General features: G+C 62.8%; 18 protein-coding genes. 9 read left to right on the forward strand and 9 right to left on the reverse strand.

Annotated elements, in window-relative coordinates:
* Positions 1 to 60: 60 nt before the first annotated feature.
* From DBW_RS17095 to DBW_RS19130, 8 genes are all read right to left on the reverse strand, one after another.
* Positions 61 to 1365, reverse strand: a complete 1305-nt coding sequence (locus tag DBW_RS17095) for a (Fe-S)-binding protein (RefSeq protein WP_197463677.1) — start codon at positions 1363 to 1365, stop codon at positions 61 to 63.
* Positions 1352 to 2785, reverse strand: coding sequence for an FAD-binding oxidoreductase (locus tag DBW_RS17100; protein ID WP_066729260.1), 1434 nt, complete (start codon positions 2783 to 2785; stop codon positions 1352 to 1354). The genes DBW_RS17095 and DBW_RS17100 overlap by 14 nt, the downstream gene beginning before the upstream one ends.
* Positions 2786 to 2825: 40 nt before the next feature.
* Positions 2826 to 3335 (reverse strand): universal stress protein, encoded by a 510-nt coding sequence (locus DBW_RS17105; protein ID WP_066729262.1) that lies wholly within the window; start codon positions 3333 to 3335, stop codon positions 2826 to 2828.
* A 45-nt stretch (positions 3336 to 3380) separates the two neighbouring features.
* Entirely contained in the window at positions 3381 to 4724 is a 1344-nt protein-coding gene (locus DBW_RS17110; RefSeq protein ID WP_066729264.1) for a TRAP transporter large permease, read from the reverse strand.
* Between the two features lie 25 nt (positions 4725 to 4749).
* Entirely contained in the window at positions 4750 to 5247 is a 498-nt protein-coding gene (locus DBW_RS17115; RefSeq protein ID WP_066729268.1) for a TRAP transporter small permease subunit, read from the reverse strand.
* A gap of 81 nt (positions 5248 to 5328) precedes the next feature.
* Positions 5329 to 6489 carry a TRAP transporter substrate-binding protein gene (locus tag DBW_RS17120; protein WP_066729270.1) on the reverse strand — a complete coding sequence of 387 codons (1161 nt, stop codon included), beginning with the start codon at positions 6487 to 6489 and terminating at the stop codon, positions 5329 to 5331.
* Positions 6490 to 6790: 301 nt separating this feature from the next.
* Positions 6791 to 7549 carry a 3-hydroxybutyrate dehydrogenase gene (locus tag DBW_RS17125; protein ID WP_066729272.1) on the reverse strand — a complete coding sequence of 253 codons (759 nt, stop codon included), beginning with the start codon at positions 7547 to 7549 and terminating at the stop codon, positions 6791 to 6793.
* Positions 7550 to 7560: 11 nt separating this feature from the next.
* Positions 7561 to 8925 (reverse strand): 3-oxoacid CoA-transferase subunit B, encoded by a 1365-nt coding sequence (locus tag DBW_RS19130; protein ID WP_066729274.1) that lies wholly within the window; start codon positions 8923 to 8925, stop codon positions 7561 to 7563.
* 529 nt (positions 8926 to 9454) lie between these two features.
* Here DBW_RS19130 and DBW_RS17135 point away from each other — a divergent pair.
* From DBW_RS17135 to DBW_RS17160, 6 genes are all read left to right on the forward strand, one after another.
* Complete coding sequence (locus DBW_RS17135) at positions 9455 to 10891, forward strand: sigma-54 interaction domain-containing protein (RefSeq protein ID WP_157471932.1); 1437 nt, start codon at positions 9455 to 9457, stop codon at positions 10889 to 10891.
* A gap of 139 nt (positions 10892 to 11030) precedes the next feature.
* The gene (locus DBW_RS17140) at positions 11031 to 11591 is read left to right on the forward strand and encodes a lactate utilization protein (RefSeq protein WP_066729276.1); all 561 of its coding nucleotides are present in this window, start codon (positions 11031 to 11033) and stop codon (positions 11589 to 11591) included.
* A 52-nt stretch (positions 11592 to 11643) separates the two neighbouring features.
* The gene (gene ldhH, locus DBW_RS17145; RefSeq protein WP_066729277.1) at positions 11644 to 13800 is read left to right on the forward strand and encodes an L-lactate dehydrogenase (quinone) large subunit LdhH; all 2157 of its coding nucleotides are present in this window, start codon (positions 11644 to 11646) and stop codon (positions 13798 to 13800) included.
* A gap of 167 nt (positions 13801 to 13967) precedes the next feature.
* The gene (locus DBW_RS17150) at positions 13968 to 16250 is read left to right on the forward strand and encodes a methyl-accepting chemotaxis protein (RefSeq protein ID WP_231875355.1); all 2283 of its coding nucleotides are present in this window, start codon (positions 13968 to 13970) and stop codon (positions 16248 to 16250) included.
* 101 nt (positions 16251 to 16351) lie between these two features.
* The gene (locus DBW_RS17155) at positions 16352 to 17470 is read left to right on the forward strand and encodes a hypothetical protein (protein ID WP_066729280.1); all 1119 of its coding nucleotides are present in this window, start codon (positions 16352 to 16354) and stop codon (positions 17468 to 17470) included.
* A gap of 129 nt (positions 17471 to 17599) precedes the next feature.
* Positions 17600 to 18181, forward strand: a complete 582-nt coding sequence (locus DBW_RS17160; protein ID WP_066729281.1) for a YcbK family protein — start codon at positions 17600 to 17602, stop codon at positions 18179 to 18181.
* 98 nt (positions 18182 to 18279) lie between these two features.
* Here DBW_RS17160 and DBW_RS17165 read toward each other — a convergent pair whose 3' ends face one another.
* Positions 18280 to 19992: a L,D-transpeptidase family protein gene (locus DBW_RS17165; protein ID WP_197463678.1), complete on the reverse strand. Its 1713-nt coding sequence runs from the start codon at positions 19990 to 19992 to the stop codon at positions 18280 to 18282.
* Between the two features lie 213 nt (positions 19993 to 20205).
* Between DBW_RS17165 and DBW_RS17170 the strand changes: the two genes are divergently transcribed.
* From DBW_RS17170 to radC, 3 genes are all read left to right on the forward strand, one after another.
* Positions 20206 to 20703: a ferritin-like domain-containing protein gene (locus tag DBW_RS17170; RefSeq protein ID WP_066729284.1), complete on the forward strand. Its 498-nt coding sequence runs from the start codon at positions 20206 to 20208 to the stop codon at positions 20701 to 20703.
* Between the two features lie 6 nt (positions 20704 to 20709).
* Positions 20710 to 21006, forward strand: a complete 297-nt coding sequence (locus tag DBW_RS17175) for a hypothetical protein (protein WP_066729286.1) — start codon at positions 20710 to 20712, stop codon at positions 21004 to 21006.
* A gap of 94 nt (positions 21007 to 21100) precedes the next feature.
* Positions 21101 to 21787: a RadC family protein gene (gene radC / locus DBW_RS17180; RefSeq protein WP_066729288.1), complete on the forward strand. Its 687-nt coding sequence runs from the start codon at positions 21101 to 21103 to the stop codon at positions 21785 to 21787.
* Positions 21788 to 21803 lie beyond the last annotated feature (16 nt).

Here is a 21803-nt window from a genome sequence, read left to right on the forward strand (position 1 = left end):
CGCAAAGCAAAAGCCCCGTCGATTTGACGGGGCTTTTGCTTTGCTGGCGGCATGATTGGCTCACTCCGGCGTTGCCGCTCCGAGCAGCTCCATCAGATGCAGGACCTCCTGCTTGAGACCGGCCTGCCGGACACCCCAGGCGAGCTGCAGCTGGCAACCGGGGTTGGCCGTAACCAGGATGTCGGCGCCGGTCTGGCTGACGTTGTTCAGTTTGCGATCGAGTACCTGCTGACTGGCGGCGGAGAACTTCAATCCCCAGGTGGCGGCCGAGCCGCAGCACCAGCTCGCCTCTGCCATCTCGCGCAGCTCGACCCCGGGGATCCGCCGGAGCAGCTCCCGCGGCTGGCGTGAGATCCCCTGGGCATGGCAGAGGTGGCAGGGCTCGTGGTAGGTGACGGTTTTTGCGACGGCCGTAAGTCCCGCGGTGCGCAGCCCGACCTCGGCGAGGAATTCGCTGACATCGCGGATCTTGGCGCGGAAGGCCGCCAGGCGGTCGTGCTCGGCCAGCCCTTCCAGAATCTCCTCGTACTCCTTGAGTGAGGCGCCGCAACCGGCGCAGTCGGTGACGATGTAATCGACATCCTGGCGCAGGAAGAGTTCGAGATTGAAGAGCGCCAGCTCCCGAGCGGTCTGCCGGTCCCCCTCGGAGAGGTGGGGCGCTCCGCAGCACCTGGTCGCCTGCGGCGTGAGGACGTCGAACCCCTGGTGCGCCAGCACCCGCACCGACTGGCGGGAAACGCCGGGATACAGCAGGGTCATGACGCAGCCGAGGAAGAAGCCGACCTTGCCGCGTTTTTCCCCCCGCGCCGGGATCAATTCCGGCAGCTGCGGGCGCAGCGGCGCCGCCAGCTGGGGCAGCATCCCCTCGACCTTCTCCATCCAGGCCGGGCCGAGCTTCAGGGCCTTCGAATGCCGCACCAGCCACTGGATGCCGAGGCGCTGGTAGAGTCGGGCCGGCAGCATCGACTTCTCCAGCAGGTCGGGATCGGGGAGCATGCGCTGCAGGATAAAGGCGCGAAAGCTCTTGCCAAGATGCGGCGGCGGGAGCTGTTGGTGGGACTGGCTGCGGCAGACCTCCATCACCTCGCCGGCGCGTACCCCGGAGGGGCAGGCAGTGGTGCAGGCACGGCAGTCGAGGCAGAAAAACGCCTCCTCCTTGACTGCTTCGGTAAATTCGAGCTTCTGCTCCGCCACCGCCCGGGCCAGGGCAACGCGCCCGCGGGGGCTGGAACGCTCGCGACCGGTGAGGGCGAAAGTCGGGCAGGTCGGCAGACAGAAACCGCAGCGCATGCACTGCAGCACATCCTCGTACTGCGGCGCGTCCTCGGCAGTGAAGTTGCCGAGCTTCTCCTTAGTGCGATACACGGAACCCCTCCTCGACATGGGTCTGGGTGCAGGGGTCGTGCTCGTCGAAAATCTTGCCGGGGTTGAGAATCCCCGCGGGATCGAAGGCATCCTTGATGCGCCGCATCACCTTCACCCCGCCGGCGCCGATCTGGCGGGCGAGATATTCCTTCTTCGCCAGGCCGATACCGTGCTCACCGGAAACAGTCCCCCCCCAGGCGAGGACCTGGGTGTAGAGGTCGTCATAGAAAGCGTGGGCGCGCGCCATCTCCTCCTGGTTGCGCTCGTCACAGAGGACCGTCGGATGGAGGTTGCCGTCGCCGGCATGACCAAAGGTGCCGACCTTGAGCTGGTACTTCGCGGTCAACCGTTCGATCTCGGCAAAGGTCTCGGCGAGCATCGAGCGCGGCACGGTGGCATCTTCGAGCAGGGTCGTCGGCGAGACCCGGGCGAGGGCCGACAGGGCGGTGCGCCGCGCCGCCGCCAGCTGGCCGGCTTCTTCAGCGTCCTTGGCGACATGGATCTCTGCCGCCTTCACCGCCTTGAGGATCTTCTCGACGCCCGCTGCCTCCTCCTCGACCTGGGCGGGGTGGCCATCGACTTCGATCAACAGCAGCGCCGCCATCTGGCGCGGCAGACCGATCCTGACGTAATCCTCGACACAGTTGATGGTCGCCCGGTCCATGATCTCCATGGTCGAGGGGATGATCTTGGCGGCGATGATCTTCGATACCGCTTCGCCGGCAGTGCGGATATCGTCGAAGTAGGCGAGAAAGGTGCGCCTGGCCTGCGGTGGCGGGATCAGCTTGACGGTCACCGCGGTGATAATGCCGAGGGTCCCCTCGCTGCCGACCAGCAGATCCTTGAAAGAGTAGCCGGCGACATCCTTGACACTCTTGCCGCCGGTGGTGAGCAGACTGCCGTCGGGGAGGACGCACTGCAGGGCCATGACGTAGTCGCGGGTGACCCCGTACTTGAGGCCACGCAGGCCGCCGGCATCCTCCATGACGTTGCCGCCGAGGGTGGAAATCTTCTGCGACCCCGGATCAGGGGGGTAGAAGAGCCCCTTGGCGGCGGTCGCGTTGAAGAGGTCGAGGGTGATCACTCCGGCTTCGCAGGTGGCGGCGAGATTCTCCTCGTCGATCTCGAGGATGCGGTTCATCCGGTTCAGGCAGATCACCATCCCCCCCTTGACCGGCACGCTGCCGCCGGAGAGTCCGGTGCCGCTGCCGCGCGGCACGATGGGGAGCCCTTCGCTGCGGGCGATCTCCATCGCCGCCAGCACCCCTTCGCTGCTGGTCGGGTAGACCGCCACCTCGGGAAGATGATGGACGCCGGGGGTCGAATCGTAGCCGAGGACCAGCAGGTCCTCTTTCTCAAAGGCGACGTTTGCTGTCCCCAGCCTTTGCTGCAGATGTTCAATGGCGGTTTTGGAGATCATTTTTCACCTGTCGCTGGTTGACCATTTTCGCTGTCGGGGATCAGAACCCCTCTTCCCGGTACCCCTCGGGAATCCGCACCACCAGCACCGGTCGCGTCGAACTGTGCAGGACCTTGTGCGTCGTGGTGCCGAGCATCGCGTCACCGAGAACCGTATGGCGATGGGAGCCCATGATGATAAGGTCGGCGTTGCACTCCCGGGCTGCGTCGAGCACGACCTGGGCCGGCTGCCCCTCAAGAATCAGGATCTCACTTACCAGCTTGCGGCATTCGGGACGGGATTCACACTCCATGGCACAAAGGCGCTCGATCCGTTCCCTGAGCCGCTCCTTGACCGACTGGCGCGCCTGTCGGTGCATCTGCTCGGCCTGCTCCCGGGAGATATACTGCTCGACCAGGCTCTGGCCGAAGCTGGAAAGGGGTTCGAGGGCATTGACTGCGATAATCCTGGCGTCATACTGGCTCGCCACGCTCAGCGCATAGCGAAAAACGTAGGGGGCCCCGGGGCCCAGGCCGGTTGCATAAACGATGGTGGAAATCTTCGGCAACATGCTCTCCTCCCTTGCAGATGAGTGATGACGCCACTGACGAACCGGTCAGTTACCGCCAAAAAAGATCGAAGGGAGCCAGGTGATGATCTCCGGGAAGGTGATCATGATGGCCAGGCCCACCAACTGGATAACGACGAAGGGGATGATCCCCTTGTAGATATCGCTCATCGTGTACTCAGGAGGGGCCACCCCTTTGAAGTAAAACAAAGCATACCCGAAGGGAGGTGTCAAAAAGGAGGTTTGCAAATTGACACAGACCAGCATGGCGAACCAGAGCGGGTTGAAATTGAGATCCATGGCGATCGGGGTGAAGATCGGCACCACCACCAGCAGAATTGCCGCCCAGTCGATGAACATGCCGAGGAAAAAGACGACCGCCATCATGATCGCCAGAACCACATAGGGGCTGACGTCCATGCCGAGCAGGGCATCGGCCACCACGTCGCCACCGCCCATACTGAGGAAGACCACGCTGAAGAGCTTGCCGCCGATAAAGAGCGCCATGATCATCGCCGTGGTGCGGGCGGTGGAGATCGAGGCCTGGGTCAGAACCTCCCAGTTCAGCTTGCGGTTGCAAAGGGCCAGGACCATGGCGCCGACACAGCCGAGGGCCGCCGCCTCGGTCGGCGTGGCGACTCCGGCGAGGATCGTCCCCATCACGGTCAGGATCAGACTGAAGGGGGGGACGAAGCTCTTCATGGTCATGGTGAACTTCTGGGCGGCGGTGTGGGTCCGTTCTTCGAGGGGGATCGGCGGGCCGAGCTTGGGGTTGATGGCGCAGCGCACGCCGACATAGAGCATATAGAGGCCGGAAATCACCAGGCCGGGAATAATCGCCGCGGCGAAGAGATTGCCGACCGAAGTCTCCTTGAGACCGGTCAGACCGCCATAGACCACCAGCATGATGCTCGGTGGAATCAGGATCCCCAGGGTCCCCGAAGAACAGATGATGCCGGCGGACATGCCGCGGTCGTAGCCGCGCCGCAGCAGGGCGGGGCCGGCCATCAGCCCCATGGCGACCACCGAGGCGCCGATGATGCCGGTGGTGGCGGCAAAGACCGTCGACACCACGATCACCGCCAGGCCGAGACCGCCGCGCAACCCACCGAGCACGATATAGAGGGCATCGAACAATCCTTCCGAGACCTTGGATCGATCGAGAATCTGCGCCATGAAGATGAAGAGGGGGACCGCCACCAGGGTGTAATTGAGAAAAATCCCCCAGGCGTTATTGACGAACAGGTCGAAGAGGGCCGGGACGTTGAACCCGTTATCGATCAGTCCGTAGAGGGTGGCAACTCCGGCCAGCGTCACCGCCAGGGGGTGACCCAGCGCAATGGCCAGCACCAGGGTGCCAAACATGAGGATGGTCAGAATTTCGGGACTCATAATAGCGATTCTCCGGGGGAGGCCGTTAGTCGGATGTGCGCAGGGAACGAAAATCCTGGAGGAGCTTGGCGACCCCCTGCAGGAACCAAAGAATAAAACCGATGGCCATCAGTGTCTTGTAGGGATAGATCGCCGGCGCCCAGGAGGAGGAAGCGTTCTCCCACTGGCTCCAGGAGGTCGCCGCATACTTGACCGACCAGATCGCCAACAGGCCAATGGTGGGGATAAAGATCACCAGGTTGGAAACGATGCGCAGCAGGGTGCGGGGCCGCTGGGACATCCGCGCCTCGAAGACATCGATCGCGACGTGACCGTCATACTTGTGGGCATAGGCCAGCGCCAGCATGAAGTGAACGCCGTAAATGAAGGTGGTCATCTCGAAGGCCCAGGAGGTCGGCGCATCGAAGACATAGCGCATGAAAACTTCGTAAACGACGACACCGACCAGGGGCAAAATAAGGTAGGCGCTGTAGGCGCCGACCTTTTCGTTCAGGGCATCAATGGCCCGGGAAATACTCTGCATATGCTGCCTCTTTCCAAATCGCGGGAGGGGCCCGCAGGGAAGGTCGGCGGGGGTCGGGTCGGCCCCCGCCGATGCCGGCAATTACTGGGTCCGTTTTCCGTTGATATAGTCGTCGATCGGCCAGGGGGTCAGGCCGCTGCGGATCTCGCGCCAGTCGGCAAAATCCTTCTTGAACTGCTCCTGAGAGTCGAGGGTTTTCTTGACGTCGGGGTACTTCCCTTTGAGCTCGTCCAGATATTCCTTGGTGCGCTTGGCGAAGGAGGTGATGGCGGCGTCATCCATCTTGACGAATTCAACCTTCTGCTTGAACAGCTTGATCGCATCGATATTGAGGTTCTCCTGCCAGGCGCTCGACCAGAGCTGGGTCTCCTTGGCCGCGATATCGATAATCCACTTCAGGTCATCGGGCAGCTTATTGTAGGCGTCCTTGTTGATGAAAAAGGCGCACTGTACCGAGGGCTGATGCACGCCCGGTTCGATGACGTACTTGGTGATCTCGTCAAATCCCATCGGGTAGTTGATTGCCGGGGTGGAGAATTCGGCGGCATCGATGACCCCTCGCTCCAGGGCGAGGTAGACCTCACCGCCCGGCAGCGGGGTAACCGACGCGCCGAGAGAGTTCATGATATCCATGTACCACCCCGGGGTGCGGACGCGCATCCCCTTGAAGTCAGCCATCTTGCTAGCTTTCTTGTTGGAGAAGAAGCCCATTTCCTGGCCGCCGTTGCCACCCGGCAGGGCGTAGAGGTTGTAACGGCCGTAGAGCTCCTGCATCTGTTCGAGACCGCCACGCTCATAAAGCCAGATGTTGTAGCCCTCGGTATCGAGGCCGAAGGGGACGGAAGCGAAGGAGACAAAGTTCTCATTCTTCCCTTTCCAGTAGCCGGGCCAGTCGTGACCGATTTCGGCCGACCCCTTGGAGACGGCATCAAAACTCTCCATGGCACCTACCAGTTCCCCGGCCGAGAAGAGTTTGATATCGAGGCGCCCGCCGGAGGCGAGCTTGACCGAGTCGGCAAAATGCTGGGCCATGTCGTAGAAAAGCAGCCCCTTGCTCCAGGGCATGACCATTTTCCAGCGGAACTCTTCCTTGCTCGTCTTGATGGTGCGCAGCTCTTTCTTCACTTCCTCATGCCGCTTGTCGGCGCCGAACTTCTCACGCTTTTCCGCTGAAAACGCCTGCGGAGCGAAGGCCAGCGTCAACGCCAGCGTCAAGCCGATCAACAACCTGATCTTTTTCATGATTTTTCCTCCTCATCGTGCTTGGGGTTAAGGCTACCGGCAGCTCTAAGGCCACCCTGCCCTTTCGGCATCGTTCCCGGCCTTTCTGGCCAATTCAACTAAAGGACAAACCTAAAATTGGTAAGACCATGGCGTTAAAATTACCGCCTGTCCTTTTCGGCGTCAAGGAAAAACAAACGTCGTTTTTAATTTTTTGTCCCCCGCCTTCCTGCGGCGGCCTAGGCAATCAGCCTCCGGGCCGCTATTTTCAGGACTTTGCCCCGCCGCCGGCGGAAAAATCGAGGTTGCCGGCCGGGGATCGCTAGGTCGCCGTCCAGCCACAGTCCATGGTGATCATCGAACCGGTGAAACAGGCTGCCTTCTCGGAGCAGAGATATAGGACCAGATCGCCGATTTCGGAGGGCTCGATCAGGCGCTTGATCGCGGCATTCTTCAGCATGATGGTTTCGACCACCTGCTCCGGCGAGAGGTTGTGGACCCTGGCCTGGTCGGCGATCTGGTTGTCGACCAGCGGAGTTCGGACGTAGGCGGGGCAGATGGAATTGACGGTGATGCCAAAGGCCCCCCCCTCCAGCGCGGTCGTCTTGGTCAGCCCCGAGACGCCGTGCTTGGCCGCAATGTAGGCACTCTTGAAGGGGGAGGCGACCAGGCCGTGCACCGAATTGATATGGATGATCCGACCCCAGCCGTTCTTTTTCATCGACGGCCAGGCATAGCGGGTGAGCAGAAAAGGGGCGGTGAGCATCAGGGCGATCATGAAATCCCACTTCTCTTCAGGGAAATCTTCGACCGGTGAAACGTGCTGGATGCCGGCATTGCTGATCACAATATCGACACGGCCGAACCTCTCCATTGCCGCCTCGACCAGTTTTTTACAGTCCTCCCGCCGCGAAAGGTCGGTCCTGACAAAGAGTCCGCCGAGCTTTTCCGCCGCGGCCACCCCTTTTTCCTCATTGATATCGGCCAGAACGACCAGGTTGTCAGCTGCGGCCAGCGACTCGGCCACCGCCAGGCCGATGCCGCTGGCGGCGCCGGTCACAAGGGCAATCTTTCCAGGCATGACTCTTCTCCTTACCACTGTTTGAGATTGTTCGTGACGGCGAAGGGGCAGCCGGTTTTTTCCCGGACCATCTCCAGCGTCGCTCCCGGTGCAAGTTCCAGCAGGGTCATGCCGCGACCGCGTTCGATGCTGAAGACCGCCAGATCGGTCACCACCATGTCGACCACCTGCTTGCCGGTCAACGGCAGGGTGCAGGTCGTCATCAGCTTGGAAGAACCATCCTTGGCGCAGTGGTCCATCATGACGATGATCTTTTTCACCCCCGAGACGAGGTCCATCGCTCCCCCCGGGCCCTTGACCATGGCGCCGGGAATCATCCAGTTGGCGAGGTCACCGGTCGCGGTGACCTGCATCGCCCCCAGCACCGAGAGATCGATGTGGCCGCCACGGACCATGGCGAAGGACTCGGCGCTGTCGAAAAAGGCGGCGCCGGGGAGCCAGGTGACGGTCTGCTTGCCGGCGTTGATCAAATCGGGATCTTCCTGCCCTTCCACCGGGAAGGGGCCGACGCCGAGCAGCCCGTTTTCGGCGTGGAGGGTGATATTGATCTGCTCCGGGATGTAGTTGGCGACCAGCGTCGGCATGCCGATACCGAGGTTGGCATACATGCCGTCGCTGAACTCCTGGCTGATGCGCCTGGCCTGCCACTCGCGAATCGGCGTGAACCCCTTGATTGTGGTTTTTCCCGCCAGGGTGCGTTGCTCGATCGGCTTCTCGTAGCGGGCGCCGATCAGGATGCGATCGACGTAATTGCCGGGAAGGTGGATCTGGTGCGGGTCGAGCTCGCCGACCTCGACCAGTTCCTCGACCTCGGCAACACAGACCCGACCGGCCCGGGCGCAGGCCGGATTGAAATTTCGCGCCGTGTAGCGAAAGACCAGGTTCCCCGCCCGGTCGGCCTTCCAGGCCTTGATGATCGCGAGGTCGGCGACGATGCTCTCTTCGAGCACGTACTCCCTGCCGCCGAAGCTCTGGATCGTTTTCCCCTCGGCGAGGACGGTGCCATAACCGGTGCGGGTGAAAAATGCCGGGATGCCGGCACCACCGGCACGCAGTTTCTCGGCCAGGGTCCCCTGCGGGGTCAGCTCCAGCTCCAGCTCGCCGCTCAGAAACTGCTTCTCGAAGAGGGCGTTCTCGCCGACGTAGGAGGAGATCATCTTCCTGATCTGGCGGGTCTGCAGCAACAGGCCGAGGCCGAAGTTGTCGACCCCGGCGTTGTTGCTGACCACGGTCAGCCCCTTCACCCCCGAATCGCGCAGGGCGAGAATAAGGTTTTCGGGAATGCCGCAGAGGCCGAAACCGCCGGCGGCAATCGTCTGGTTGTCGCGAACCACCCCCTTCAGGGCTTCCCTCGCATCGGAAAAGATCGGTTTCATGGTCGGTCCTGCCTCCTTCGGGTGAATGCCGCTTTTTCCGCCCAATGCCTGGTCTTCCGGGACGGCGTCTGCGCACCTGCAACGGGTGCTAACGGCGGGTTGCACATCGGAAAAATTTGAAAAACGATGTTTTACTCATACTGACAGCCTAGAGCAACGGGTGTGCCATGGTTGCTAAACTTGGCAGGTGAGAAATCGACTGGCAAACTTATTACTGTAATTTCGATTAGTTGGGGACTGCTTTTGCGGATGCATCCGGCGCCGCCCGGGCTTTTCCTTGTTGCTCGGTGACGACAGGTGTCTCCCTTTGACTACACCTGCAGCGATGAGGTATTCTCACTGGAAACAAATGTCGTTCATTTTTTCTGTTCGGGCGGCACCCTCCCCAGAGAGGGCAAATCCGGGCGGCAAGAGCTATCGGCGGCGAGTTCGGCGATCGCCATGAAGCCACGGCAGCGTAGCAGTTTGAGCCAGGTGTCCCCAAACGGCTACATGTAGGTTAATAGCTACGACTATCCAGGAGCAGGCGATGAATAAATCCGTGGAGAAGATGATGACCGGGAGCCCAGCCTCCCCCCCGCCCGCGGAGGAGCTGGCGACACTTCGGGCGCGGCTGAAACTGGCCGAGCTGGTCTTCGATCATATTGAAAAGGGGGCCATTGTCACCGACGCGAAGGGGCGCATCCTCTACTTCAACCGGCCCTATGCGCGCTTTCTCGGTGTCGACCCTGAGGCGATGGTCGGCCGGCACGTGACTGAAGTGCTGGAGAGCAGCCGCATGCATATCGTCGCCGAAACCGGCAAGGCCGAGGTCAATGAACTCTTTACCTCCAAGGGGCGCGACATGGTGGTGCAGCGGATCCCCATCTTCGAAGAGGGGAAGGTCGTCGCCGTTTTCGGGCAATTGATGTTTCAGCAGGTGGGCGATGTCGGCCGCCTCGCCAGCAAACTCAGCATGCTCGAGTCGAAGTTGAAATTGTACGAAGAGGAGCTGACCTCCCTGCGCGCCTCCCGCTATGGTTTCGAAAATATCCACGGGGCCAGCCCCCGGCTCGTTGCCCTCAAGGAGGAGGCGCGCAAGGCCGCCGCCACCGACCTGCCGGTCCTGATTACCGGCGAATCGGGAACCGGCAAAGAACTCTTCGCCCAGGCGATTCACCAGGCGAGCCCCCGGCGCCGGCAACCGGCAATTCACCTCAACTGCGCCGCCATCCCCCGGGAACTTTTCGAGGCCGAACTGTTCGGTTATTCCAAAGGCGCCTTCACCGGCGCCAACCCGGGCGGGAAACCGGGCAAACTGGAACTGGCGCACGGCGGCACCCTCTTCCTGGATGAAATCGGGGAAATGCCCCTGGAACTGCAGCCCAAACTGCTGCGGGTCCTGGAGGAGAAGATGTTCGAGCGGGTCGGCGGCACCCAGGTCATCAAGAGCGATTTCCGGATCATCGCCGCGACCAACCGGGATTTGAAGGAAATGGTCAAACAGAAACGCTTCCGGGAGGATCTCTTTTACCGGCTCAATGTCGTCGCCCTCGAGGTGCCGCCACTGCGGGAACGGCCCGAGGACATCATCCCCCTGGCCCGCCACCTGCTCGACCGCATTGCCGAAAACGATCCTGGCTCCCGCTTTCAATTGACCACCCAAGCCGAAGCGGTTCTGACCAGCTATCCCTGGCCCGGCAACATCCGCGAGCTGCTCAACGTCCTGGAGCGAACCGCTTTTACTACCGAAGGGGACCGTATCGATGCCTGCGACCTCCCCTTCTTCCTCAATCGTTCCGTCCCCCTCCCCTCTGCCAGCGGCCCCTGGGGTCTCGGTGAAGTCCTGGCCGAGGCGGAACGACAGGCTCTGCGCCGAGCCCTGGAGGTGACCGGGAACAACAAGGCCAAGGCGGCCAGGCTGCTCGGCATTCACCGCACCGTCCTCTACAAGAAGATGGCCAAGTACCGGATCCCGGCGCGCTGAAATCCCCCTGGCGCCCGCGGCTGGGTTGCCATCTGGAGGAAACAATGTTCTGGCCTGGACGATTTTTGACTTGCACCGGGAGGGGAGGCTGTAATAAGGTAAATTGGTAAGACCATTAAATCAAATTGCGAGGCAGACCATGGCGAAGGCGAATCTCAGCAAGACGTTCACTGCGGCGGCCGAAGCGGTCGGGGCCCGGGTCCTGGCATTCGACACCATCGACCCGGCCCTGGAGTTCATCGCGGCCCAGGCCGCCGGAACCATCGTCGTACCGGACTTCCCCTCCGGTGAGCGGATGCAGTTGGCCGGTCGGCTGCGGGGACTGGGCCTGGAACTGGCGGGAAGCGGACGCACGGCGGCAGAGGCCGCTGCCGCCGGCGTGACCGGCGCCAACTTCGCGCTGGCGGCCACCGGCACCGTCGTCCTGGAAAGCACTGCGGAGGAAGTACGCCTGGCCACCACCCTGCCGGAGCGTCATTTCGTCCTCCTCGACCCCGCCAAGATCATCGCGGATGATTTCGCAGCCGTACCGCATCTGCGTGAGCTTCATCGACGTCAACCCCGCAACTACCTGGCCTACATCACCGGCCCGAGCCGCACCGCCGATATCGAGCGAGTGCTGACCATCGGTGTGCACGGCCCGCGGGAATTGCACATCCTGCTGGTGCCGGGTTTGTCGAGCGACGTTCTTGAGCTTTAGAAAAGAGGATAGGTCGTATCGGACCCGTAGGACCTATGAGGAGAACCTATACATGAGTAAGGCTCGCAGCAGACAATACAAGGCCCGCATCGACGCGGCCCTGGCGACACCGAAACTGCAGGACGCGCTGCACCGCTTCGGCGATGCCTATGTCATCTCCCGGGAGAAAGCTTTTGCCGGCCTCGATTTTGAAGCCCTGCGCAAGGAGATCGCCCGGATCAAGGACGAGGTGCGCAGCAATCACCAGCATTACCTCGACGAGTTCACCCGCAACGCCGAGGCGGCCGGCGCCACCGTCTTTCTCGCCAAGACCGCCGCCGATGCGAATGCCTACGTTGCCGACCTCGCCCGCCAGCGCGGTGTGAGCCTGGCGGTCAAGAGCAAGAGCATGGCCAGCGAGGAGACCCACCTCAACCGGGCCCTGGCTGAAACCGGGGTGAAGGCGCTCGAAACCGACCTCGGCGAATGGATCATTCAGCTCGCCGGCCAGCGGCCGAGCCACATGGTGATGCCGGCGATTCACATGTTTCGCGACGAGGTCGCCGAACTCTTTTCCAAGGTGACCGGCGAAAAAGAGTCCGACGACATCGAGCACCTGGTCCAGGTCGCCCGCAAACAGCTGCGCCAGGGCTACCTCGACGCCGACATGGGGATCTCCGGAGCCAACGTGGCGATCGCCGAGACCGGCGGCATCGCTCTGGTCACCAACGAGGGGAACGCCAGGCTCGCCACCACCCTGCCCAAGATCCACGTCGCCCTGGTCGGCATCGAAAAGCTGGTGCCGACCCTCGAGGACGCGGCCACCGTCATCCGGGTGCTGCCCAAAAACGCCACCGGCCAGCTGCTGACCTCCTATATCACCTGGATCCGTGGCGCCGTCCCCTGCGGCGAAACCGACAAGGAGCTGCACATCGTCCTGCTCGACAACGGTCGCAGCGCTCTGGCCGAATCGCCCCACTGCCGGGACGCGCTGCGCTGCATCAAATGCGGCGCCTGCGCAAATGTCTGCCCGGTCTACCAGACCGTCGGCGGCCACGTCTTCGGCCACATTTACATCAGCGCCATCGGCATCATCCTCACCGCCTTCTTCCATGGCCTCGACAATGCGGCCGAACTGGTGCGCGCCTGCATCGGCTGCCGCGCTTGTGTCGCCGTCTGTCCGGCCGACATCGACCTGGAAGGGATCATCCTCCACCTGCGGGAGACCCTCGGCGAGGAAGAGGGGATCGGCGCCGGCAAATCGATCGTCTTCAAAAACGTGCTGCGCAACCGCAGGCTCTTCCACTCACTGCTGCGCGCCGCCAGCCTGCTGCAAAAACCGGTCACCCGCGGCGAGCGCACCATCCGCCACCTCCCCCTCTTCTTCTCCGGCCTGACCGAGTGGCGCAGTTTGCCGGCAGTGGCGGACAAACCGTTGCGCGACCTCTGGGCCAGGATTCCGCAGGAGGTCGCCAAGCCTCGCTACCGGGTCGCCTTCTTCGCCGGCTGCCTCAATGATTTTGTCTACCCGGAACTCGGCGGCGACCTGGTGACCGTCCTCAACCGTCTCGGCGTTACCGTCAGCTTCCCGGAGAAGCAGAACTGCTGCGGAGTGCCGGCGCTCTATTCGGGGGACAAGGAGACCGCGGTGGAACTGGCGCGGCAGAATGTCGCCGCCATGCTCGAAGACGATCCCGACTTCGTCCTGACCACCTGCCCGACCTGCACCATGGCACTGCAGCGCGATTTTGTCGACCACCTCCGGGACAACCCGGTCTGGGCGGAAAAGGCGGAGCGGCTCGCCGCCATCACCATGGATGTCTCCCGCTTCATCGTCGAGAAGCTCGATGCCGGGCCTCCCCTCGGCGGTCTCGCCGACCCTGAAAAGGTCACCTACCATGACTCCTGCCACCTCAAACGGGGCGCCGGTGTCTGGAAGGAACCGCGCCAGCTGCTGACCGATTCCGGCCGCGAGCTGGTGGAAATGGCCCACGCCGACCGCTGCTGCGGCTTTGGCGGCTCCTACTCCTTCTCCAGCCATCCCGATATCGCCCGGCGCATCCTCGAAGACAAGCTTGCCGACATCGAAAAGAGCGGCGCCACCTGCGTCGCCATGGATTGCCCCGGCTGCCTGCTGCAGATCCGTGGTGGCCTCGACAAGCGCGGCACCCCGATCCGGGCCGTCCACACCATCGAACTGCTCGCGGAGACCCTTCACGAGCGGAAGTAGCACCCTCTCTCCCTGTTCTTGCCCCGGCTTGATCGCCGGGGCATTTTTTTTCTTTTTGTGATTCAAATAAAACGCTATATTGGTGAATAAAACATGCTCGGTTCCGGAACCAGCAGGCCTCCTTCATCGGGGCGCCAGCGGGACGCGCCAGCTTCGGGAGGCAAATGATGAACCGCATATTCCGCTGGATTTCCAGCCTGGTCGGGCTCAAGATCGCGACCGCCCTGTTCATCATCCTCTCCCTGATCATGGCGGTCGCCACCTTTTTGCTGGTGACCAACCGCAGCGAGGCCCTGCGCCAGCAGATGACCCTGCGCGCCAGGGCGATGACCGTGCTTGGCGCCCGCAGCATGTCGGTGGTGCTGGAACAGGCCCTGCGCGACGGCACCTTCAGCGCCGAACAACTTTTCGACACCGACTACCGGCCGATCACCAGCGGTCCCCTCGCCAGCAGCGCCCTGCCCAAGTTCCACACCGCCTACGACAGCTTCCTCGACGAACGCATCCAGCCCCTGGAAGATACCGTCCTCGAACAGGATGAGTCGGTTCTCTTTGCGGTACTGGTCGATCGCAACGGCTACCTTCCCACTCACAACTCCCGCTATTCCCGGGCCCTGACCGGCGACCCGGAGCAGGACCGGGCCGGCAACCGCACCAAGCAGATCTTCGCCGATCCGGTTGGGCTGGCCGCTGCCCGCTACCAGGGTGCTGACGGCGACCAGGTGTTGCGCCAGGAATACCACCGCGACACCGGCGAACTGGTCTGGGACTTCGCCGCCCCGGTCACGGTCCAGGGGCAACACTGGGGCGCGTTTCGCGTTGGCTTCTCCATCGCCCGGATGGAGCAGGAGGTCACCCAACTGCGCAACACCCTGCTGCTGGCGGTCGGGGTAATCCAGGCCATAATCTTTTTTTCCCTCTGGTTCGTGCTGACCTATTTTGTGCGGCCACTGAAGCGTCTTACCGAAGTCGCCGAGCGTCTCGCCAACGGCCAGCTCGATCAGCAGATCGTCATCGAAACCCGGGACGAGATCGGCCAGCTCGGCCAGGCCTTCAACCGCATGACCCAGGTGATCTTCAAGGACCTGGAAATGGAGGTCGAAAAGAGCGGACACCTGGTGGTCGGTGTCAAGGAAACGATCCAGCAGCTCTCCTCCAGCGCCAACCAGCTGATGGCGATTTCCGCGCAGCAGGCGGCCGGCTCCAACCAGCAGGCCTCTGCCGTTCAGGAGGCGACGACGACCGCCGCCGAAATCGCCACCACCGCCCGTCAGGTGGCGGACAGCGCGTTGCGGGTCGAAGAGTTTGCCGTGCAATCGGGGCAGGCCGGCGATGAAGGGATGGTAGCGGTCGAGAGTGCTGTCGCCGGCATGCGCGAGCTCAAGGAACAGGTGCAATCGATCGCCGAGGCGATGCTCGAGCTGACCGAGAACTCGGAGAAAATCGGCGGCATTGTCAATCTGATCGACGACATCTCCGACCAGACCAACCTGCTCGCCCTCAACGCCGCCATCGAGGCGGCCGGAGCCGGCGAAGCCGGCAAGCGTTTCACCATCGTCGCCAACGAAGTCAAGCGCCTCGCCCAGCGTACCGTCGTCGCCACGGGGCAGATCAAGGCGCTGGTCACGGCCAGCCAGCAGGCCACCCGGGAGACGACCCGGCTGAGCCATGCCGGAAGCACGAGCGTCGATGAGGCGAGTCGCCTGGTGACCCGCATTGCCGAAAAACTGGCAAAGATTCTCGCCATGGTCAAGGAGACCACTGGTGCCGCCCGGGAGATCAAGCTCTCCACCCAGCAGCAGACCACGGCCAGCGACCAGATGGCCGAGACCATCACCGAGGTACGGGATGTGGCGACCCAGGTTGCAGCCAGCGCCGACGAGATGTCCCTGGCAATCAGCGACCTCACCGCCCTCGCCGAGCAGCTGCGCAACACTCTTGAAGCCGGTCTGCAAGAGAAGGGGAAGGTCAAGGCGGCCAACGGAGCACGGATGATGGAGACTGTCCTCGAGGACGCCCTGCGCCGCGGTCTCTTTTCGCCCGAGGAGCTTTTTGACGAAAACTATCGGCCGATTCCCGACACCAACCCGCAGAAATACCACACCTGTTACGACCGGTTCCTTGACGCGAACATTCGTGCCCAGGAGGATAGCTTCCTCGCCGATCCCCAGGTCGTCTTTGCGGTCCTTGCCGACCGCAACGGCTATATCCCGACCCACAACAGCCGCTATACCCAGCCATTGACCGGCGACCTCCAGCAGGACCGCCTTCACAACCGGACCAAACGGCTCTTTAACGACCCGGTCGGCCTGGCTGCCGCCCGCAACAACGGCGAGATCCTGATTCAAACCTATCATCGCGATACCGGGGAGAAGATGTGGGACATCTCGGCGCCGGTGACAGTCGCGGGACGCCACTGGGGTGCTTTCCGCATCGGCTACACCATCTAGCGCTGCGTCTCTTCCAGTCCGCCCCTGTTGGCCGCCCCTTGGCAACGCCCCCGTCCCTGTGGCAAGATGGGCAGCGCATCCCCCTTGCCGACAGGAGCCTCATGCCCGACTACCGGGACGCGATTAGCCCAACCCCTGCCCTGCTGCCACGACCGGATCTCGCCGCCATGATCCGGCTGGTGCGGACCCTCGACCAGCTGAGCCGCCAGCCCGCCTACCGCCAGCAGGTGCTCCCCCAGCTCCCCGAGACTGCGCGCTTCAACCCCGGGCACGACGCGGTGATGATGGGGTATGATTTCCACCTCTCCCCCGCCGGGCCGCGCCTGATCGAGGTCAATACCAACGCGGGCGGCGGTCTTCTGGCCTATCTTGCCCACGCTCCCGCCACTCCCCTGGCGACGGCAACCCTGCCACCGCGCTTGAAGCGCCAGCTGCTGGCATCTTTCGCTGCCGAAATTTCGGCCTTCAGCGGCGGCCGGCGGGAACGCCCGCGGGGGATTGCCATTATCGACGAAAACCCCCTCGACCAGTTTCTCTATACCGAGATGCAGTCCTTCGCCCGCCTGTTCGAGACGGAATGGGGGATTCCCGCGCTGATCACCGATCCCGCCGGTCTTGTAGCCGGGACCGAAGGTGTCTTTAGTGCCGGCCGCCCCATCGACCTGATCTACAACCGCCATTGCGACTTCTACCTGGAGAGCCCGGCCATGAGCGGACTGCGCGACGCTTACCTGGCCGGCAAGGTCTGCCTCACCCCCAACCCCTTCATCTATGGGCTGCTCGCCGACAAACGGCGCATGATCCTCTGGTCGGATCGGGATGCTCTCGCCGACCTTGCACTCCCCGCCGTCGCTCGGGACCGGTTGCTGGCCATGATCCCGCAGAGCCGCCTGCTCGCCGCCATCGATCCGGCCCAGGCCTGGCAGCAGCGGGAAGAACTGGTCTTCAAACCGGTCTCCCGCTTCGGCAGCCGCGGTGTGCTGCTCGGCCGCAAGATCAGCCGGACCCGCTTCGACGAATTGCCGCCCGCGGAGACCCTGGTCCAGCAACTGGTGCCGCCGTCGCTGACGGAAATCGGTAGCGGCATCGCCCTGAAGACCGATTACCGTCTCTATGTTTACCGCAGCCAGGTCCTGGGCGTCGCCGCGCGTCTCTACCAGGGGCAGGTGACAAATCTGCGCACCGCCGGTGGCGGATTCGCGGCAGTCCACCTGATTTGAACGGATAATGGCTTGATTTAGAGCATATTTTCTGGTACAGCTCTTGCTTTTCATCCCTTAATCGCTTGATCGCTGACCTCCTCTGTACCATCAAAGTCGCAATTCCAGCTCAGGGAGCCGTTTGAAGGCATGAACCCTTCCTCCTTCCAGCCATGCCCCGAACCGGGCATCAGCCGTCGCACCCTGCTCAAGGCCGGGCTTCTGGCGACTGCCGGTCTGTTGCTGCCGGGCCGGACCCTGGCCAGCCTTGCCGCCCCGCTGGTCCCGGAGAAGGCCGTCTCCCTTTACAACATCCACACCGGAGAATCCCTCACCAGGGCCGTCTACTGGGCGGAAGGGGAGTTCATCCCCGAAACACTCGCCGAAATCAACTTCCTGTTGCGCGATTATCGCACCGGCGAGGTCACCAGCATCGAGCCGCAACTTTACGATCTCTTTTTCGCTCTGCGGCGCAAGCTTGGCGCTACCGACCCCTTCCACGTCATCTCCGGTTACCGTTCTCCCGCCACCAACGCCATGCTGCGGGCCACCAGTAGCGGCGTCGCCCGCCACAGCCTGCACATGCAGGGGAAGGCCGCCGACGTGCGCCTCCCCGGGGTCGAACTCAAGACCCTGCGCAAGGCCGCGATATCACTTCACCGCGGCGGCGTCGGCTACTACCCCGATTCCGACTTCGTTCACATCGACACCGGCCGCGTCCGTTCCTGGTAGGTTGCCGGCCAATTCATCCCGCCCTCTCGCACAAAAGGCTGCGCCAACCGGCGCAGCCTTTTCATCTGCAGTCACTGCGGGACGGATCGGGTGGCCGTTCATCCGCCACGACCAACGCCTGCTTCGGGGGTCGCTACCAGCAGGGCCCCGGTCGCCCTGCGCGCGGACTCCAGAGCCAGATTGAGATCGAAATCCCGCCGGTAAATATCGTCGCGAAAATTGATCCGGCCTTCCCCGTCGACCCAGGCCGTCCAGTAAAGAATATGAACCGGGAGAGGGTTGGCCAGATCGACCCGGAGCGGCACTGCAGGAAGCGCTCCCGGACTCAGGTTGAGGCCGGCCCCTGCCGGGTCTCCTCGCAACAGATAGCTCACCAGGGCAAATGGCCGTTGAATGCGGATGCAGCCGGAGCTGAAGGAACGGATCTCGCGCCCGAACAACCCCGGGTCGGCGGTATCGTGCAGATAGACGGCGTAGGGGTTGGGAAACATGAACTTGACCCGGCCCAGCGGGTTCCAGGGTCCCGGTCGCTGGCGCAGCATGCCGGGGAAATTCTCCGCCTTGACCTGTCGCCAGTCGATGGTGGCCGGATCGATGATCGTCACCCCATCCCAGCCGACAATTTCAAAATGCCGCGCGGTGAGCAGGCCGGGGTTTCCCTTGACCTTGGGGAGAAGGTCCTCGCGCAGGATGGTGGGGGGAACGTACCAGTAGGGCGAGAGTTCGAGATAGCTGAGCCGGCCGGAAAAGACCGGGGTTTTTCGATAGGCGGTGCCGACCACCACCGGCATGCTGAGAACTGGCAGATCGTCTTCGACAACGGTCAACCGGAAATCAGCGATATTGACCAGAATGTGGTTTGTGCCCAGGCTATGCGGGAGCCAGCGCCAACGCTCCAGGTTGAGTTCGAGCTGGCGGATGCGGGTGGTAAGCGGCACGTTGAGTTCGGCGCGGGTCCGCTCTCCGAGCACGCCGTCGGCGCCCAGACCATGGCGGGACTGAAAACGCTTTACTGCCGCGACCATCTCCGGATCATAAAAAGCATCGCTGCCGGCCCCGACGGCGAGATCGCCGCCAGCCTGCAGGCGCTGACGGAGCAGCGGCAACCGCGGATCCTCCATCCCCGGACGCAGGGTCGGGCCGCCCGGAACTACGGGCCAATCCCCGGCCAGCCACTGGCTCCGGTAGTCAGCCAACACCCGGCGCAGGTCAAAGTAGGCAGGCTGGGGGGGGAGCAGCTCGGTCAGCACCGATTTGACCCGGCCCTGTTGCAGGGCAAACTCCAGCAGCCGGGACGGATTGACGCGGCGTGACCGTACATGCCAGTCGTCAAAGGCCAGGTTGGGATCAACGCGGCCTTCGACCAGATCCGTTGCATAGAGCAGGAAAGCATCACTCAGCAACAGGTCAAGGCGGGCATGAATCGATCGCGTCATCGCCTCCAGGCCGGCCGGGGGCGCGGGTAAGGCGAGCAGGGATTCGATCTGGTCGAGGTGATAATCCTCCGGGCAGAGACCATCCGCAGCGGCATTGTTCAGCACTTCGCGCAGCTCATCAATCATCCGCCCGGGCTGTCCGGCAGCGAGCCATGCCGGCTGGTAGCCACGCCGCTGGTAGAAGTCCTGCAGCTGCGGATGCCAGGGGGTAGCGGCCACAAGGTCGTTCGGGCCACCGGCTGCCGTGAGCTGCTGCTGCACAGCCATCGTTTCCAGGTTCACGATCGGCGGCTGGTCCCCTCCCCAGCCAGGGCCGGCGCAGAGCACCATCAGCCAAAAACCGACGCACCCCCTCCCGATCAAGGCTATAGCCACCTTCATAATCACCTTTCCCAGCTTCCTGCAGTCTCCTGCCTTCCCTGCACTTTAAGCATAACGCAAAACCGGGGCCGCTGCTGGGTTCCCTCCCGTTCAATCGTGCAATTACCAATTTGACATAGCTGACACCCTCAGTCATACTTTTGGCACTTGGACTGCACCTCTGAAACCATCAGCGGCAGCATGCAAAATTGCGAAGGAGAGCTCATCATGCCCCAGGAATTCAACATGCAGGAAGCAATCAAACTGGCCATTCAGACAGAAAAGAATGTCATGGACTTCTACAAGCGGGCAGCGGCCATCACCAGCAACCCCCGCGGCAAGAAGGTTTTCGAGCTCCTTTCCAAGGAAGAGCGGGAACACGCCGGGCATTTCTTTCATCTTTACCAGGGGCAGGATCTTGGCAGCTTCGATGAATTCATGGCACGTCCGCCGCAACCCGACTCGGTCATGCTGCACGAACTGGCCAAGGCAATCGATGACCAGGTCGGCGAACGCAAGGCGATGGAGATCGCCCTGCGCGAAGAGCAGGACCTGGAAAAAAACCTGCGCCTGACCGCCTCGCGCATCATCGACCCTTCGGTGCGCACCGTGTTCGAGCGGATGGCGCAGGAGACCCACGATCACTACGAAATTATCGAGTCCGAGTATGCGCGCCTGATGGGGATGGTGCACGAGACCGATATCGACACCTACGTCCGGGAGTAGCCCAAGATGCAGCGGATTTTATTACTGTTTACCGTCCTTTTCATGAGCCCGGCACTCTGCTGGGGCTCCACCGGGGCGGTCGAAAACCTCGGCGCCCATCGCCTGCGGGGGATGGACGAGTTCCAGCAGATCATCGACAGCAAGTGCAGCATCTGCCATACCCGGGAGCGGGTTGACAAGGCGATCCGCAATCGGGAGAACCTGGAGCGGATCGAAGAGCAGATGATTGAACGCGGCGCCGTTCTCAGCGAGCGGGACAAGTCGGTCCTCGGCACCTTCTGGGGTGACCCGCTCAAGAAATAAGCGCGCCGGTGGCAAGGGCAGCGCAGAGGGGACCGGCCAAGGCCGGTCCCCTCTGCGCTGCCGACAATTCGCAATATTCATCCGGGAGGGGGGAATGCGGAGAATCAAGGACTGGCCGCAGGCCGAGCGGCCGCGGGAAAAGCTGCTCGCGCGCGGCGCCGAAGGGCTCTCCGACGCGGAACTGCTCGGTCTGGTGCTGCGTACCGGCGATGCCGCTTCGGGCCAGAGTGCGGTCGACCAGGCGCGCCAGCTGCTCACCCGTTTCGGCTCCCTGCGAGCGCTCGGTTCGGCAACTCCGGTCGAACTCTGTGCGACCCGGGGAATCGGGCCGGCCAAGGCGGCCGAGCTGGTGGCCGTTTTTGAGCTGGCCCGTCGTTTTGCCGGCGCCCCCCTCGCCCCGGGAGATCGCTTCACCTGTTCGGAAGAGGTTTTCCGCCACTATCACGAACGCCTGCGCGATCGCAAAAAAGAGGTCTTTCTCGCCCTGCTCCTCGATAGCAAGAACCGGGTGCTGCGCGAAGTCCAGATCTCCGAGGGGAGCCTGACGGCGAGCATCGTCCACCCCCGCGAGGTCTTTGTGCCGGTGGTGCGGGAGTCGGCTGCTGCCGTCCTCTTCGTTCACAACCATCCCTCCGGCGACCCGACACCAAGTCGCGAGGATCTCGAGATCACCACGCGATTGCAGGAGGCCGGCACGCTGATGGGGGTGAGGGTCCTCGACCACATCATTATCGGCAGCGGCGGTTATGTCAGTTTTGTCGACCGCGGCCTGCTCGGCTAAGCGCCTTCCGGTACAC

Origin of the sequence: Desulfuromonas sp. DDH964 (assembly GCF_001611275.1) — a bacterium.
Taxonomy (GTDB): domain Bacteria; phylum Desulfobacterota; class Desulfuromonadia; order Desulfuromonadales; family DDH964; genus DDH964.